Annotated in this window: 15 protein-coding genes and 3 pseudogenes; 15 read left to right on the top strand and 3 right to left on the bottom strand. The window is 61.6% G+C overall.

All coding sequences use genetic code 11. The features are described from left to right. Positions 1 to 40 precede the first annotated feature (40 nt). Positions 41 to 1,471 (bottom strand): hypothetical protein, encoded by a 1,431-nt coding sequence (locus N4R57_13190; GenBank protein ID UYV35995.1) that lies wholly within the window; start codon positions 1,469 to 1,471, stop codon positions 41 to 43. A 5-nt stretch (positions 1,472 to 1,476) separates the two neighbouring features. Next, on the bottom strand, positions 1,477 to 2,484 hold the full coding sequence (locus N4R57_13185) for a thymidylate synthase (GenBank protein ID UYV35994.1): 1,008 nt from the start codon (positions 2,482 to 2,484) through the stop codon (positions 1,477 to 1,479). A gap of 202 nt (positions 2,485 to 2,686) precedes the next feature. On the opposite strand from N4R57_13185, the pseudogene thyX reads away from it, so the two are divergent. The 3 genes and pseudogenes from thyX to N4R57_13170 all read left to right on the top strand — a co-directional run bounded on the left by thyX (position 2,687) and on the right by N4R57_13170 (position 4,794). After that, positions 2,687 to 3,615, top strand: a pseudogene (gene thyX, locus N4R57_13180) (FAD-dependent thymidylate synthase). Then, a complete protein-coding gene (locus tag N4R57_13175; protein UYV35993.1) occupies positions 3,612 to 3,959 on the top strand; it encodes a hypothetical protein in 348 nt (115 codons plus the stop codon). Before thyX ends, N4R57_13175 begins: the two are co-directional and overlap by 4 nt. A 556-nt stretch (positions 3,960 to 4,515) precedes the next feature. Further along, entirely contained in the window at positions 4,516 to 4,794 is a 279-nt protein-coding gene (locus tag N4R57_13170) for a hypothetical protein (protein ID UYV35992.1), read from the top strand. Between the two features lie 367 nt (positions 4,795 to 5,161). Here the strand turns inward: N4R57_13170 and N4R57_13165 are convergent, their stop codons facing one another. Further along, positions 5,162 to 5,368, bottom strand: coding sequence for a cold-shock protein (locus N4R57_13165; protein ID UYV35991.1), 207 nt, complete (start codon positions 5,366 to 5,368; stop codon positions 5,162 to 5,164). A gap of 190 nt (positions 5,369 to 5,558) precedes the next feature. On the opposite strand from N4R57_13165, the gene N4R57_13160 reads away from it, so the two are divergent. The 12 genes and pseudogenes from N4R57_13160 to N4R57_13105 all read left to right on the top strand — a co-directional run bounded on the left by N4R57_13160 (position 5,559) and on the right by N4R57_13105 (position 15,806). Continuing rightward, positions 5,559 to 5,873, top strand: a complete 315-nt coding sequence (locus N4R57_13160) for an arsenate reductase (protein UYV35990.1) — start codon at positions 5,559 to 5,561, stop codon at positions 5,871 to 5,873. 39 nt (positions 5,874 to 5,912) lie between these two features. Continuing rightward, the gene (locus N4R57_13155) at positions 5,913 to 6,281 is read left to right on the top strand and encodes a hypothetical protein (protein UYV35989.1); all 369 of its coding nucleotides are present in this window, start codon (positions 5,913 to 5,915) and stop codon (positions 6,279 to 6,281) included. A 344-nt stretch (positions 6,282 to 6,625) separates the two neighbouring features. Further along, complete coding sequence (locus tag N4R57_13150) at positions 6,626 to 7,789, top strand: isovaleryl-CoA dehydrogenase (protein UYV35988.1); 1,164 nt, start codon at positions 6,626 to 6,628, stop codon at positions 7,787 to 7,789. Next, positions 7,786 to 8,283, top strand: a complete 498-nt coding sequence (locus N4R57_13145) for a DUF1311 domain-containing protein (protein ID UYV35987.1) — start codon at positions 7,786 to 7,788, stop codon at positions 8,281 to 8,283. The genes N4R57_13150 and N4R57_13145 overlap by 4 nt, the downstream gene beginning before the upstream one ends. Positions 8,284 to 8,294: 11 nt before the next feature. Continuing rightward, complete coding sequence (locus N4R57_13140) at positions 8,295 to 8,831, top strand: hypothetical protein (protein UYV35986.1); 537 nt, start codon at positions 8,295 to 8,297, stop codon at positions 8,829 to 8,831. After that, positions 8,828 to 10,434 (top strand): annotated as a pseudogene (locus N4R57_13135) (methylcrotonoyl-CoA carboxylase). The gene N4R57_13140 and the pseudogene N4R57_13135 overlap by 4 nt, the downstream one beginning before the upstream one ends. Before the next feature lie 11 nt (positions 10,435 to 10,445). Continuing rightward, the gene (locus N4R57_13130) at positions 10,446 to 10,814 is read left to right on the top strand and encodes a nuclear transport factor 2 family protein (GenBank protein UYV35985.1); all 369 of its coding nucleotides are present in this window, start codon (positions 10,446 to 10,448) and stop codon (positions 10,812 to 10,814) included. Continuing rightward, positions 10,807 to 11,622: an SDR family oxidoreductase gene (locus tag N4R57_13125; GenBank protein ID UYV35984.1), complete on the top strand. Its 816-nt coding sequence runs from the start codon at positions 10,807 to 10,809 to the stop codon at positions 11,620 to 11,622. Before N4R57_13130 ends, N4R57_13125 begins: the two co-directional genes overlap by 8 nt. Then, complete coding sequence (locus N4R57_13120) at positions 11,619 to 12,581, top strand: nitronate monooxygenase (protein UYV35983.1); 963 nt, start codon at positions 11,619 to 11,621, stop codon at positions 12,579 to 12,581. The genes N4R57_13125 and N4R57_13120 overlap by 4 nt, the downstream gene beginning before the upstream one ends. Before the next feature lie 18 nt (positions 12,582 to 12,599). Next, entirely contained in the window at positions 12,600 to 13,061 is a 462-nt protein-coding gene (locus N4R57_13115; GenBank protein ID UYV35982.1) for a thermonuclease family protein, read from the top strand. 169 nt (positions 13,062 to 13,230) lie between these two features. Then, the gene (locus N4R57_13110; protein UYV35981.1) at positions 13,231 to 13,719 is read left to right on the top strand and encodes an O-acetyl-ADP-ribose deacetylase; all 489 of its coding nucleotides are present in this window, start codon (positions 13,231 to 13,233) and stop codon (positions 13,717 to 13,719) included. Between the two features lie 141 nt (positions 13,720 to 13,860). Next, positions 13,861 to 15,806: pseudogene (locus N4R57_13105) on the top strand (biotin/lipoyl-binding protein). Positions 15,807 to 16,051: the final 245 nt, after the last annotated feature.

Below are 16,051 nucleotides of genomic sequence, written 5' to 3'. Positions count from 1 at the left end.
CGGCGTCCTGAGTGTTCGGGCCCTTGCGCGAAGGCGGGGCCTAGAAGCTGGATTTGATGCCAATAGACAGGGTAACTTCGCTGGTGTCAAAGCGACTTACGTTCGAGGTGGTTTGGCGGGTGCTGAGCAGCAATTCCGGGGAGAATCCGGCAAATTCGAACTGGTCAAACTGAAACGCGGCCGCTCCGTAAAGCGTGTTGTCGCGCCGCCCGCCGGGAACGGCGGTGGGAAACGGGTTGAGCAGCAGGTAGCCGGGATAATCCGAGCGAACGGCAGCAAGGGTGAAGGTGGCCTTGGCCGGGCCGATCCGCTTGGCCGGCCTGTAGGTGACATAGAGATTGGCGAGGTCATTGTTGCGGTTGTTGCCATCGGCGCTTGTGCGGGCGAGCATAACGCCGGTGCCCAATTGTGCCCCGTTTTCAAAGGCATGGGCGTAATCGACGCGCAGTTCGACCCGGTTGGACGGAAACGGATCGCCATAGTCGCGCCGGGTGAAAAACGCGCCAAAGCGCAGGCTGCGCCCGGGGGCGAGAGTAAAGCCACGCTCAAGCCCGACCTTGGCGTAGCGCGAATAGGGGTCTTGGGCATACCATTGCTGACCAAGGCTGAACGACACGCGGCCAAACCCGTTGCCACGGGGCCGGTCGGCGGTTTGGCCGAGCACAAAGCTGTGGGCGACGCCCATTTCCAGCGTGGTGCTTGAAAAATCCCGCCCGGTTTTGTTTTGCACAGACGGGAAGGGGCTGGATTGCAGTTTCGCGCGCGCCTCGGAGGTAAGGAACACCTGCCGGGTTTGCAGTTTCGCGGTGAGGCGGGTTTCGGCGGTTTTGGAGAGGTGCAGGCGGTAGGGCCCGGTTAACCCGGCCTTGGCCACCACACCGCTGAGCGGTTGCCCATCATCCGAGATCACCCCGCCGCCGATCAACCCATCGGCGGTAGAATAGTCATTGTCGGTGCCGGAATTGACGTTATCGGAGGGGGCGAGCGAAAACTGGATATTGAACCGCAGCGGATTTTCACGCGATACACGTTTGAAATCATTGATGGTTTGCTGGCGTAGACGGTCATCCGGGGCGCTGTCAATGGAGCGGCGCAGCCAGTATTGCGCATAGTTGTATTGCTTGGCTTGATAGGACAGGCGCGCAGCCATTTGCGCGGCAAGAAACCGGTCATTGGGCGTTTTGGAGTAGCGAAAGGCATAACCGGCGGCGCGGCGGCCAAGTTTCGGGTCGCGCATTTGCTCAAGCGAGCGGGCGATCACAAAATAGGCGGAGGCGTCGCGCGGGTTGGCCTTGAGCAGGGCCTTGGAGAGGGAATAGGCGAGTTGCGGCCGCCCTTCGCGGAGCGCCGAGATCGCCACGGCGCGGGCTTGGGGGAGGGTGAGGTTGGTCGCTTGCTCAGCCTTGGCAGACGGCGAGGTCCATAGTGCCGCGAGCAGGCAAGCAGAGCCTAAACGAGCGCCGATAGACATTGGCGTCACTGGGGGTCGACTGTGGTGCAATTTCCGCCCGTGTTGGCAGGGGTTCCGCATTGATCCAGAACGAAGGCGCCCCATTCCAGTTCGCCTTTTATTCCGAGGGCATCGTTCGGACCGTCATATTCCTTCAGAACGACTGCCCCGCCGATACCTTCGGCATTGGGGCCGCCAAGAATGCCGCCATAGTCACCTATGCTGGAATCTACGACTCCCGAATAATCGCCCGGAGTTCCTGGCGCTTGTTTGATCGAGTATTCGACTGATCCTTCGAATGTTCCGTCTGCAGCAATATCTGTCACGATCAATGCGATTGAGGGGAGGCTGAGATCGCCGCCGCCGCTAGCCAAAGTTCTAGTCCTGTCGGTGATTGCACCGTTAATTCTGTTTTGAGCGAAGTCGGCGTTGATAAACACATTGCCCGTCACGACCCTGGGCTGGTTTGGCCTGATCTCTGTCGGAATGGTGGGGTCGGTTACAGGCAGTTCCGGTCCGCCATTGGTCAGCCCGACATAGGTGCCGGCATAGGAAACGAGACCTGTATCAGGTGAGCCATCCTGAACTAAGTCGGCCGATGGTGGTGTGTAATTGCCGTCACGTTCTACGAAGTTGCCGGCAATGACGCGATTGAACTGTCCGCCGGTGACAACAACACCGCCACGCACCGCGCCTGAATTTCCGGTTTGGCGCAGGAAGGCGATGGACTGACGATCAAGTTGGTCATCCTGAGCGACGTAAGCCTGATATCCGGGGCGGTCAAAGGCGGCGTTGCGGGTATAAATGCTCGAGATTTGGCTTTCATCGAGCGCGATACCTTCGATCGTGATTGTCCCGTCGCCCGGCGCGTAAATAATACGATGCACATCGCCGCGCACGATTTCGGGCAGCTGGTTGGCTGATACGATGTCGCCGCCAGCATCAGTGCCGTCGCCCACCTCCATGAAGGGGTTGGTGCTGCCGCAAGCGACGAGTAACGCAAGGCTGGCGCCGAGTAAGACGGAATGTTTCATGGTATCACTGCCCTCGGCTCTATGACCTTTTGCAGCAAAATCCGGGTTGGGGCGCTCGTTGTCAATATGATTAACCCGCAAATGGAGAATTGGCCGCGCCGCGTTGCCGCAATGCACGACCGGATATAGGTATTTCTAGTGCGGTATCCTCAATATATGGTAAGCCGGATTCCCAACGACTCATGCCGTAAGAGAGACCGATATGACAGTGACGCCCCCAGTGACGCCAACAGTGACGCCAGAGCAGCAGGCCGAAATCGACGCGCAACGCGCCAATCCGGGGCAGACCCTGCGAGCGGTGAGCGAGGGGATGGAAAAGCACCTCTATTCGGCGATTCCCGTTTTGGATCATGGGTTTGTGCGCGTCATCGACTATATGGGCGACGATGCGGCGATCTGTCAGGCGGCGCGGGTGAGCTATGGCAAGGGCACGAAAAGCGTTCAGAATGACGAGGGGTTGATCCGCTATCTCATGCGGCATTGGCATTCGACGCCCTTCGAGATGTGCGAAGTGAAGCTGCATGTGAAGTTGCCGGTTTTCGTAGCGCGGCAGTGGATTCGCCACCGGACGGCGAATGTAAACGAGTATTCCGCGCGGTATTCGATTTTGGACCGGGAGTTTTATATCCCCGATCCGGCGCATATGAATGCGCAATCGGTGGTGAACAATCAGGGGCGGGGGAGTTGCTTTCGCCTGAGGATACCAACCGGGTGCTGGAAATGCTGAAGGCGGATTCGGCGCGGTGCTATGACAATTACCAGTCGATGATCGACGAGGACGGGATTGGCCTTGCGCGGGAATTGGCGCGGATGAACCTGCCGGCGAATATCTATACCCAATGGTATTGGAAGGTCGATCTGCACAATTTGCTGCATTTCCTGCGGCTGCGTGCGGACGCCCATGCGCAATACGAGATCCGGGTCTATGCGGATGCGATCTGCAACGTGGTGGCCGATTGGGTGCCCTTCGCGTTCAAAGCGTTCGAGGATTACCGGATGGGCGCGGTGACGATGAGCGCCCAGATGATGGACGCGCTGCGCCGGATGCTGGCGGGCGAAGAGGTGACGGCGGAGACGAGCGGCATGTCGAAGCGGGAATGGCGGGAGTTCGAGGGGGTTTTGAAGGGGTGAGTGAGCCGCCTTCCTTTCTTGAGTTGGAAAAGCGGGTTGAGCAAGATTTATCGCAGCTTGCTTGCAAGGTCAGGTTCAACGCTAAGGACTGGAACGATTTAGCGCCCGTCTTATTGTTTCTTAGTGTCTTAGAAGGTGTTTGGACGACTTGTTTGGTCGGCAAGGCAGGGTTTGAGAATCAAGTAAATTTGCTTCTTCGGCATGCGCTGGAGCAGCACATTAAGTTCACACTCGTTTGCAAAGATGAGCAGTGGATAGAAAACCTGCGGCTCGAAGAGCAAGTGATGCACTTGACCACACTTAAACGGGCGAAAGACGGAATCCGTTTTTTCAAGAAATTCTGAAAGCACCAAATTTTGACACTTGGTTAGAAGAGACAGCAAACGAAGTTGATAAGCTGCGTGCTGGTGGTGCTCAGGCAGCAGTAATTCGAAAAAAGTTCTCTGCTGCTAGAGAGACTGACGCCTATTTAGGGTTGTATCACAAATTGTGCGATGATGCGCACGGCTCATTAGCCGCCTTGAAGCGGCGCTTTTTGGAGGTAAAAAAAGAGGGGCTAAAAGTCGTCGCTTTTTCCAATTTCAAAGAGGTCGATTCCGCGGCTCAAAGAAAGACATGTTTAGACATTCTCGTTGGCGTCGAAGATACGTTCAGGGCTCGGTTCGATTTGTGAGCGGTTCAAAGGTAAAGCCAGTGTGGCTCTGCTCTGCGCACGCCCGATACGCCTCATGGGCGGGCGCGTAGGCTGAATTGAAAGCACCGCGTGGAGTCCAGTCATGGGGTCTGTTGCTAGCTTGGAAACAATATCTTGGGGCAAAACGTTTGACCGGTCGGGAAATGCTGGTTAAGTTTTGCGTTAACAGTAAGTTAGTCAATGGCGAGTAGAGTTAGGGGAACATGATGAAGAGTAAGCTGATCATTGGGGCCGCGATGGCCGCACTTTGGGCCGTGCCAGCGGCGGCGGACCGGCCGGTTTATGGCTATGCGGGCGCGCCGAATTATTGTCCGGCGGGGATGCAGCCGATTGTGGCGGGTGGCGTGATTTGTTGCGGGGTTCCGAACCAGAAGATGTCGTATCAGCAGGCCAATGCCCATCCGGTGCGCCGGGTAACGAAGCGGGTGAAGCGGGTCGCGTCGACCGTTTGTCCCGAAGGCATGAAAGGGTGTGGCGGGCAGTAAGCCGATCTTGTTGGTCGGCGCAGTCCATTTGATTGGGGCAGTTTGATCGGCCAGTCATTTTGGTCGGCGCAGTCACTTTGATCTGCACAAACATGGGGCGTCGCATAGAGGGCGTGGCATAGAGGGCGTGGCATAGATTTGCACGGCACTTTTGATGTGTTGAATTCGTCCGTGCTGCGCTTCACTAGAGCCGCACTGTGAAAATTAGGCGGTGTAAAATTCGCCGATGCAGGACGCTGCGCGCACAAAGCAGGGTGCGGCAGAAAATTGCACTGCAAAAAGACGGCTCTGCACACATCTGCACAGCACTGGATTGGGCGCCTACGGGGCGCCCTTTGCCGTTTAGGCGGGCCTTTTGGCGAGGGCGTCAGAGCAGTTTTATGTCGCCTGCCATTTCGCGGCCATCGCGGCCTTCGATCAAATCGTAGCTGACTTTCTGGTCGTCATTCAGGCCTTGAAGGCCTGAGCGTTCCACGGCTGAGATGTGAACAAACACATCATTGCCGCCGCCTTCGGGTTCGATGAACCCGTACCCTTTGGTTTGGTTAAACCACTTCACGGTGCCATTTGGCATGCCGCCTCTCCTTCGTCTTGTCTTGACCCCTGCGGGGTCGGTCTTGCAGGTTTATGCACCGCGCCAAGCCTATGTTGACGCAGGGTCATGCGGTGAATGATTGCAGGTGATTTGCAAAAATCAAGCAAAACAGGGGTGAAGCGGGTTTTGCGCTAGGCTATGGAGTGGGGCGAAATGGAAGGGGTTCGGGATGGTTCTGTATGGGTTGAAGACTTGCGATACCTGTCGCAAGGCGTTGAAATCGCTAGACGAAGTTGAGTTTAGAGATGTCCGCAGCGACGGCGTTCCGAGCGATGTGATGGCGCGGGCGTTGGACAAATTTGGTGACAGTCTGGTGAACCGGCGCTCAACAACTTGGCGGAATTTGAGCGAAAACGAGCGTGAAGAGGCGCCTGTTTTGCTGTTGGAGCGGCATCCGAGCTTGATGAAGCGGCCTTTGATCGAGGCGGACGGGGTGCTTTATCTGGGGTGGGACAAGGCGGTTCAGGCGGCGTTGCTTGGATAAGGCGCGCCTATGGGCGGGTGAGGATCAGGAGGACATGGGATGCGCAATGCAGCGATGATTTTGGGCGTGATTGCCGGGCTGATCGCGATGGTGATCGGTTTTTTCAGCTATGGGTATACGGTCGTGGTGGAGAACCATGGCGAGTTGGACGGTGTGGTGCAGCAGGTAAGCAATGTGCCGTTGATCCGGGTTGCGAGTTTCCTTGCGCCGTTGCTGGCGCTTGTCGGCGGGGCGATGGCCAAGATGCGCGCGTTGTGGGGCGGGGTGTTGATGCTGATTGCCGGGGGGCTGATGTTTTACGCCTTTGGCTTTGGGGCGTTCACCATGTTCCCGATCGGGTTTTGCATTGCGGGCGGCGTATTGGCGCTGGCCGCGGGCAAACCGGATGAGGCGAAATCGCATTTTTGAGGGCTGAGGGCTGAGGGCTGAAGGGCGAGGGCAGGCGCAGGCGCCGCATGTCGCCCTGCGGGCTTGAACCCTTGCGAATAAGGGTTGCGCCCGGAACAAGGCCGAAGGCCGCCGGGCGAGCGCACTCCCTCCCCCTTGGGAGGGCGCTTGCGCAAATGTTGCGCATTGCGTTTGGCTTTTGCGGGTTTGGCCGGGATAAATTGCGAGCCACAGATGTTGCGAGCGCCCACCCGAGGGAGTGCGCCCACCCGGCTTGTGCCGCGATTCCGGATGACAACGCTTGATCCGAATCGACGCTTCCCGTAGTAAATGAACAAGTGTTCAATAAACGGGAGGGGCCGGACATGTTCCTGGGCGCGATGAAATTCGATCTGGGCGAAGATGTGATGGCGATGCAGGAGATGGTGCATCGCTGGGCACAGGAGCGGATCAAGCCGATGGCGGCAGAGATCGACACGAAAAACGAATTTCCCAACGAGCTGTGGAAAGAGTTTGGCGATCTGGGCCTGTTGGGGGTGACCACGCCAGAGGAATATGGCGGCGCCGAGATGAGCTATCTTGCGCATGTGATCGCGGTCGAGGAAATCGCGCGGGCCAGCGCCAGTGTCAGCCTGAGCTATGGCGCGCATTCCAACCTTTGCGTCAACCAGATCCGGCGCAACGCGACCCATGAGCAGAAGATGAAATATCTGCCCAAGCTGATCAGCGGTGAGCATGTCGGCGCGTTGGCGATGAGCGAGCCGAATGCCGGGTCGGACGTGGTGAGCATGCAGTTGCGGGCCGACAAGAAGAACGACCGTTTTGTGCTGAACGGCAACAAATACTGGATCACCAACGGGCCGGATGCCGATGTTCTGGTGGTCTATGCCAAGACCGATATGGACGCAGGCCCCAAGGGGATCACCGCGTTTCTGATCGAAAAGGACATGGTCGGCTTTTCGACCAGCAACCATTTTGACAAGCTTGGGATGCGCGGATCGAACACGGCCGAGCTGATCTTTGACGATGTGGAAGTGCCGTTCGAGAACATCCTTGGCGAAGAGGGCAAGGGCGTTGCCGTTCTGATGTCGGGGCTGGATTACGAGCGCGTGGTGCTGAGCGGGATCGGCACCGGGATCATGGCGGCGTGCCTTGATGAGGTTATGCCCTATATGGTCGAGCGCAAGCAGTTTGGCCGCCCGATCGGGGAATTCCAGCTGATGCAGGGCAAGATCGCCGACATGTATACCTCGATGAATTCGGCGCGGGCCTATGTTTACGAAGTCGCCAAGGCGTGCGACCGGGGCGAGGTGACGCGACAGGATGCGGCGGCTTGTGTGCTTTATGCCAGCGAAGAGGCGATGAAGGTCGCGCATCAGGCGGTGCAGGCGTTTGGCGGCTCTGGCTATCTTAGCGACAACCCGGTGGGGCGGATTTTCCGCGATGCCAAGCTGATGGAGATCGGCGCGGGGACAAGCGAAATTCGCCGAATGCTGGTGGGCCGCGAATTGATGGGGCTTATGGCGTGAAACACGCGTTGATCGCGTTGGTTTTCTGCGCGCCGGCCAGTTTTGCCGCCGCGCAGGATATGCAGTTCAGCACCGCGAAGCTGGAGAGCTGTCTTGGGCTGACAAGTGATCCGAGCAAGGAGATGCTGCATTGCGTGGGCAAGGCGGCCGCGGCCTGTATGGAGGCCACCGAGGGTGGGTATTCTACCGCCGGGATGGTTGGTTGTCTGGATGCGGAGGCGCAATGGTGGGACCGCAAGTTGAACCAGACCTATGGCGAGGTCATGGCGGCGGCCAAGGAGATGGACCGCGGCAAGCCAGACTATGCGCCGAGCCGGGTTGAGGCTTTGCGCGCGATGCAGCGGGCGTGGATCCCTTACCGCGATGCGAAATGCGCTTTTGCCCGCTCGGAATGGGGTGGCGGCACGGGGGCAGGGCCTGCGGGGGTGAGCTGTTTGCTGGAGGAGACAGCGAGCCAAACATTGTATCTGAATGCGTCTTTGGGCTTGGGCTGAGGGCTGAAACGATGGGCCGGTGCGGAGTGTTCGGAACATGGCGCGGGGGTTTGGCCGTGGTGGTGATGATCGGGATCGGGGCCGGATTCGGAGCTGGGATCGGGGCTGGGCCAGTGACCGCGACAGGGGCCGCAGCGCAGGAGGGCGCGGCGCGGATCGACGTGATAGGGTGGTTTGACGGCTGTGCCAAGCTGACCCAGCCCGAAGCCGGAGAGATCATGGATGTGGGCTGCGTCAAAAGGGCGCTGCAATATTGCCGATATGGGCTTGACGCAGCGGGCAAGCGGGCCTGTATCGCGGCGCTGGGCCAGCATTTTGACGCGGCGAACCGGCGGATCGCAACGGCGGTCGAGGGGTTTGATTTGAACAGCGACTGGCGCAACCGGATGTGGCGCAGCGCACATAGGAAGCTGTTGGCCGGGGGGACGCAGGCCGATTGCCCCAAAGAGGTGGCCCCGGTGCAATGCCGCGCGGCGCGACTGGGCATCAACTGGACAGAATGGCGGGCGCTGGAACGCGCGATAGACAAAGCGGAGCGAGAGAAATGAAACTGCAATCACAGGCATTGCCAACATCAGAGGCCTTCAAGGCCAATGTCGCGGCGCATGAGGACGCGTTGAGCGTGATCCGCGAGGCGGCAGAGAAGGCGGCGGCGGGCGGCGGCGAAAAAGCCGCGCGCGCCATGTGAGCCGGGGCAAGATGTTGCCACGCGAGCGGGTGATGAACCTGCTTGATGCGGGCTCGCCCTTTCTTGAGATCGGCGCGACGGCAGCGCATGGCATGTATGGCGGGGCCGCGCCCGCAGCGGGCATGGTTGCGGGCATCGGTTTGGTCATGGGCCGCGAGGTCATGGTGGTGTGCAATGACGCCACCGTTAAGGGGGGCACCTATTACCCCATGACGGTCAAGAAGCACCTGCGCGCACAGGAGATTGCCGAGCAGAACCATTTGCCGTGCATTTACCTTGTCGACAGTGGCGGTGCGAACCTTCCCAATCAGGACGAGGTGTTCCCCGACCGCGACCATTTCGGGCGGATTTTTTACAATCAGGCCAATATGAGCGCCAAGGGCATTCCACAGATTGCCGTGGTGATGGGCTCTTGCACCGCCGGGGGCGCTTATGTGCCGGCGATGTCGGATGTGTCGATTATCGTCAAGGAGCAGGGGACGATTTTCCTTGCTGGTCCGCCGTTGGTGAAGGCGGCAACAGGCGAGGTTGTGTCGGCTGAGGATTTGGGCGGTGGCGATGTGCACACGCGCCTGTCCGGCGTGGCGGATTATCTGGCCGAGGATGACGCGCATGCGCTGGCGTTGGCGCGGCGGGCTGTTGGCTCATTGGGCGGGGCGAGCAGCGCCCACACCCCACAAAGCGAAAGCTGGGATGAGCCGGCCTATGACCCGGCGGAGATATTGGGCGTGGTGCCGGGAGATTTGCGCACGCCCTATGACATCCGCGAGGTGATCGCGCGGGTGGTCGATGGCAGCCGGTTTGACGAGTTCAAGGCGCGGTTCGGCGAGACCCTGGTCTGTGGCTTTGCGCATGTGAAGGGTATGCCAGTGGGGATTATTGCCAACAACGGTGTGCTGTTCAGCGAGAGCGCCGTGAAGGGTGCGCATTTTGTCGAGCTGTGTTCGCAGCGCAAAATTCCGTTGGTTTTCCTGCAAAACATCACCGGCTTTATGGTGGGCCGCAAGTATGAGAACGAGGGCATTGCGCGCCACGGGGCCAAGTTGGTCACCGCAGTGGCGACGACCAAGGTGCCGAAGGTGACCATTCTGGTTGGCGGCTCGTTCGGGGCGGGCAATTACGGCATGTCCGGGCGGGCCTATAGCCCGCGGTTCTTGTGGAGTTGGCCCAACAGCCGGATCAGCGTGATGGGGGGCGAGCAGGCGGCGGGCGTTTTGGCCACAGTCAAACGCGACGCGATTGAGCGGGCGGGCGAAGAGTGGAGCGCCGAGGAGGAGGCCGAATTCAAGCGCCCGACCATTGAGATGTTCGAGGAGCAGGCGCATCCGCTTTATGCCTCGGCGCGGCTTTGGGATGATGGGGTGGTTGATCCGCGCAAAACGCGTGAGGTTCTGGCGCTGAGCCTGCGGGCGGCGTTGAACGCCCCGATTGAGGAAACGCGGTTTGGCGTGTTCCGGATGTAGTGGCGGTGGAGATGTCGCGGACAGAAGCCGAAACCCGCGCGCGCGATTGGTGCGCCGCGTGGAACGCGCGCGATCTTGACGCGGTGATGGCGCATTACGCCGAGGGTGTTGAGCTATGCTCGCCCTTGGTGGTCGAACGGTTTGGTCGCACCGATGGCTGGTTGCGCGGCAAGGGCGAGGTTCGCGCGTATTTTGCCCGTGGTATGGCCAATCCGGACCTGCGGTTCGCGTTTGAGGAAGTGCGGCTGGGCGTGAACGCGGTGATCGTGCTGTATCGGCGGGAAAACGGGATGCGTGTGGCGGATGCAAACGAGCTTGATGACGCGGGGCTGATCAAGCGCATGGTCGCAGGTTACGGTGGAGGAGAGAGCGATGTCTGAGCAGGCGGAACGGTTTGAACGGGTGATTGCGCCGGGCCGCGTTGCGGTTGTGACCGGAGCGGCGCTGGGCATCGGGCGGGCATTGGTGGGCGAGTTGGCGGCGCGCGGGATGCGGGTTGTTGCGGTTGATGTGGATGCGGCGGCGCTGGCAGAATGCGCCGGGGAGGCCGAGGCGCACGCTGGCGGAGATGTGCGCACGGTGGTCTGTGATGTGTCCGATGCGGCGGCTCTGCGCGCTTTGGCAGAAGAGGTCGGGCCGGTGAGCCTGTTGGTGAACAACGCCGTGACGCGGGCCGGTCGCGGGTTTGATGCGCCGTTGGAAGAATGGCGGCAGGCGGTGGATGTAAACCTGTTTGGCGTGATCAACGGGGTCAGGGCATTTTTGCCGGAGATGGGCGAGGCGATGATCGTCAACCTTGGCTCGAAACAGGGGATCACCAACCCGCCGGGGCATCCGGTTTACAACCTGACTAAGGCGGCGGTGAAGAGTTATTCCGAAAGTTTGGAACATGAGTTGCGCAGCAAAGGCGGCGCGGTGAGCGTGCATCTTCTGGTGCCGGGTTGGACCACCACGGGGCGGGCCGAGCATAAGCCGGGCGCGTGGTTGCCCACGCAGGTGGTGGCGCATCTTATGGCGGCGCTGGAGCGGGGGGATTTCTATGTCATCTGCCCGGATGGCGAGGTCAGCGAAGACATGGACCGCGCCCGTATTCAATGGGGCGCGGGCGATGTGACCGAGAACCGCCCGCCCTTGTCACGCTGGCATCCTGATTGGGCCGAGCGGGCGAAGTGGGGGATGGGCGAATGAGCGGATATGACCCGATCAACACCCGCCTGACCGAGCGGTTCGGGCTGGAAGCGCCGATCGTCAGCGCGCCGATGGCTTTTGCCGCCGGGGGCAAGCTGGCGGCGGCGGTGAGCCGGGCCGGGGGGCTGGGGTTGATTGGCGGCGGATATGGCGACGCGGCGTGGCTGGAACAGGAGTTTACAGCGGCGGGAAACACGCGGGTTGGGGCGGGGCTTATCACCTGGCGGCTGGCGGGGCGCGAGGGCGTGCTGGAGGCGATGCTGGCGCGTGACCCGGCGGCGGTGTTTCTATCGTTTGGCGATATCGCGCCTTATGCCGCGACGATCCGCGCGGCCGGTGTGCCGGTGATTGCGCAGGTTCAGACGCTGGCCATGGCGCGCGAGGCTGTGGCGGCGGGGGCGGATGTGATCGTGGCGCAAGGCGCGGAAGCGGGCGGCCATGGGGCCACGCGCGGCACGATGAGCCTTGTCCCGGAAGTGGTGGATGCTTGTGCCGACCGGGCGCTGGTTCTGGCGGCGGGCGGGATTGCTGACGGGCGCGGATTGGCGGCGGCATTGATGTTGGGCGCGGATGGCGTGGTGATGGGCACGCGGTTTTGGGCCGCACGCGAGGCGCAGGTGGCCGAAGGGTTCCACAGCGCGGCGATGGGCGCGGATGGGGATGCCACGGTGCGCACCTCATTGCCCGATATTGCACGCGGCTATGACTGGCCCGGCGGGTTCAACATTCGCACGCTGCGCAACGCATGGGTGGAGCGTTGGGAAGGGGACAGCGAGGGGCTGCGCGATGATGCGGCGCGAGCGGCCTATGCCGAGGCGCTTGCCGCCGGGGATGCCACGGGTGCGCCGGCGATTGTGGGGGAGGGCATCGGCATGATCGGTTCGGTGCGCCCGGCCGGGGAGATTGTGGCGGGTGTGATGCAAGAGGCGCGTCAGGCGTTGCGCCGGTGGCAGCGGTGAAGCGGTGGTGATGCAGAGATGATGCGGGCGGGTATGAAGACCATCGGGCGGGCGCTGTTGCTAACGGGGGCGAGCGTGGCGGCGTGGCTGTTTGTTGTGCGGATGGAAGAGCAACCGGGCCCCACGGCAGAGGTCGGCTGCGTTGTGAGCTATGTTTACGACGGTGATACCGTCGCGCTGAGCTGTGACGGGCGGGAAGAGCGGGCGCGGCTTGTCGGGTTTGATACGCCCGAAACCCGCAATGCCCGCTGCGAGGCCGAGGCCGTGGCGGGCAAAGATGCAACCGAGCGGCTGCGCGCCTTGATCGCCAAAGGTGGCGTGGCGTTTACGCGCCACGGGACCGATAAATACGGTCGCTCGCTGATCCGGTTGAGCGTTGGCGGCGTGGATGTGGCCGAGACTATGATCCGCGAAGATTATGCAGTGGCGTATTCCGCCGGCACACGGATTGATTGGTGTCACAAGTTGGAGGCGGCGTGATGGCGTGTTGTCCTCGAGGAGGCCGGATGAACGGTTGTGGCCTGCCCCCCGGCACGGCGCCCGCCCACCCACCCCGCCGCGCCGGGGGGCAGGGGGCCAATGGTCGTGGCTTTGGCGCGTGTCGGGACTTTGGGTATGTGTGTCGAGTAAGAGCACGGGGTGGTCTGCGGTGATCGAGGTTTGGCGCGGAGACATAACCACGCTTGCCGTGGATGCGATTGTGAATGCGGCCAACTCCACATTGCTTGGCGGTGGTGGCGTGGACGGCGCGATCCATCGCGCGGCGGGGCCGGAGTTATTGGCGGAGTGTCGCGGGCTTGGCGGGTGTGAAGTTGGTGAGGCCAAGGTGACGGCGGCCTATGGGTTGCCCGCGCGCCGGGTGATCCACACCGTCGGGCCGGTTTGGCGCGGCGGGACGCAGGGCGAGGCGGATTTGTTGGCGTCATGCTATCGCGCGTGTTTGCAGGTGGCGCGGCAGGAGGGCTTGGAGAGCCTTGCCTTTCCGGCGATTTCCACCGGGGTGTATGGCTATCCCAGCGATGCCGCAGCGCGGATTGCGGTGCGGGCGTTGAAGGATGCGCCGGAGCGCGTTGTGCTGGTGGCGTTTGATGCGACCAGCGAGACGGCGCTGCGCTCTGCGCTGGAGGAGGCGGGATGAACAGTGTGATCGCGGTTGCGCGCTTTGGCGGGTGCGATGTGGCGCCGGGTTTGGGGCGGCGTTGTGGCCAGCACTTTGGCGAGAAATTAACAGATGACGGGCGCAAGCCGTGTCTTGGGACGAATGCGAAGGAGAGCCGAGATGTTTGACAAGATCCTGATAGCCAACCGGGGTGAGATCGCCTGTCGTGTGGCAAAGTCCGCACGGGCGCTGGGGGTGAAAGTGGTGGCGGTATACTCCGACGCCGATGCGGGCGCGGCCCATGTGGCCGCCGCCGATGAGTCGGTTCACATCGGGGCGAGCGCCCCGGCGGAGAGCTATCTGCGCGGGGATGTGATTATCGAGGCGGCGCTGAAAACAGGCGCGCAGGCGATCCATCCCGGTTATGGTTTCCTGTCCGAAAACCCCGGTTTTGTTGAGGCGGTCGAGGCGGCGGGGCTGGTCTTTATCGGGCCATCGGCGCGGGCGATCAACGCGATGGGTTTGAAGGACGCGGCCAAGGTCTTGATGGAGGAGGCCGGGGTGCCGGTTGTGCCGGGCTATCACGGCAAGGATCAGGGCCGGCGGTATTGGCGCGTGAGGCTGGCGAGATCGGCTATCCGGTGCTGATCAAGGCGGTTGCTGGCGGCGGCGGCAAGGGGATGCGTTTGGTCGAGGCGGCAGATGCGTTTGGCGATGCGCTCGACTCGGCCCGGAGCGAGGCGCGCACGGCCTTTGGCAACGAGGATGTGTTGATCGAGAAATTCGTCACCCAGCCGCGCCACATCGAGGTGCAGGTGTTTGGCGATGGCGCATCGGCGGTGCATCTGTTTGAGCGCGATTGTTCGCTGCAGCGCCGCCACCAGAAGGTGATCGAGGAAGCCCCGGCGCCCGGTATGACCGACGAGATGCGCGCCGCCATGGGGCACGCCGCCGTGCGCGCCGCCGAGGCGATCGGATACAAGGGGGCGGGCACGGTCGAATTCATCGTTGACGGCTCTGACGGGCTGCGCCCGGATGGGTTCTGGTTCATGGAGATGAACACGCGCTTGCAGGTCGAGCATCCGGTGACCGAGGCGATCACCGGTGTCGATTTGGTCGAATGGCAGTTGCGGGTGGCCAGCGGTGAGGCCCTGCCGATGCGTCAGGAGGAGCTGAGCATCACCGGGCACGCGTTTGAGAGCCGCCTTTACGCCGAGGATGTGCCAAAGGGGTTTCTGCCCGCGACCGGGACGCTGACCCATCTGAAATTTGCACCCGCCGCGCGGGCGGACAGCGGCGTGCGGGCGGGCGATACGATTTCGCCGTTTTATGATCCGATGATTGCCAAGCTGATCACCCACGGGCCAACGCGTGAGGTCGCGCTGAAGCAGATGGCGCAGGCGCTGCGCGAGACCGAGGTTGGCGGAACGGTGACCAACCTCGGCTTTCTGGGTGCGCTTTGCGATCATGCGGGCTTTGCCGCGGGCGAGGTTGATACCGGGCTGATCGCCCGCGACCTTGATATGCTCGTGGTTGCGCCACTGGCCAGTGCCGAGGTGGTGGCCCAGGCGGCGATGGCGGCGGCGGGGCTGTTGCAGGCGCCGCGGTGGGATCAGGGCTTCGCGCTTTGGCAGGCGGAATGGCGCAGCGTCTGGCTTGAGGTTGCGGGCGAGATCGAAGAGGTCCGGCTGAAAAGCGAAACGGCGACGCAGGTGGTGATCCGGGTCGGGGAGGCGGAGGTGACAGCCAGCTGGAATGATGGTTGGCGGATCAACGGCACGCCGGTGGCGGCCTGGGCTCTGGCCGGTGACGAGATCACGATTTTCTCGGGCTATGGCATCGCTGTCAGGCTTGTCGATCCGCTTGAACGGGCGAGCGGCGCGGGGGGCGATGGCAACCTGATCGAAGCGCCAATGCCGGGGCTGGTCAAAGCGGTCTTTGCAAGCGCCGGGCAGAAGGTGTCGGCGGGCGACCGGCTCGCTATTTTGGAGGCCATGAAAATGGAACACGCCTTGTTGGCTGCGCGCGACGGGGTGGTGGCCGATGTGCTTTGCACCGCCGGCGCGCAGGTCGAAGCCGGTGCCGCATTGATCCGGTTGGAAGAGGAGGCCGCCGACGCTGCGTGATCCCGCTCAATGGCCCCCGCAAGCCGACCCACCCGCCCACCCCGGGTCAGTTTTCTGTAAGAAAACAGACCCTGTCGCCTTGCGGGGGCCATTGGTGATTGCAAACTGCGGGTCAGCTCAAGGCGGGTTGAGCGGGGCAGAGGTAAAAATGAGTATTTGACCCAAGAAGGAAGCCGCGACGCCGAGGCGTCTCTTTAATGGTAAAAATACCCAATTGCACGGCGTCGCCAGATGGACAACGATGA

The sequence above is a fragment of the Rhodobacteraceae bacterium D3-12 genome (genome assembly GCA_025916135.1).
Lineage (GTDB): Bacteria > Pseudomonadota > Alphaproteobacteria > Rhodobacterales > Rhodobacteraceae > JAKGBX01.
Note: the sequence above shows the minus strand (reverse complement) of the source record. Positions and strands in the feature narration are given on the sequence as shown.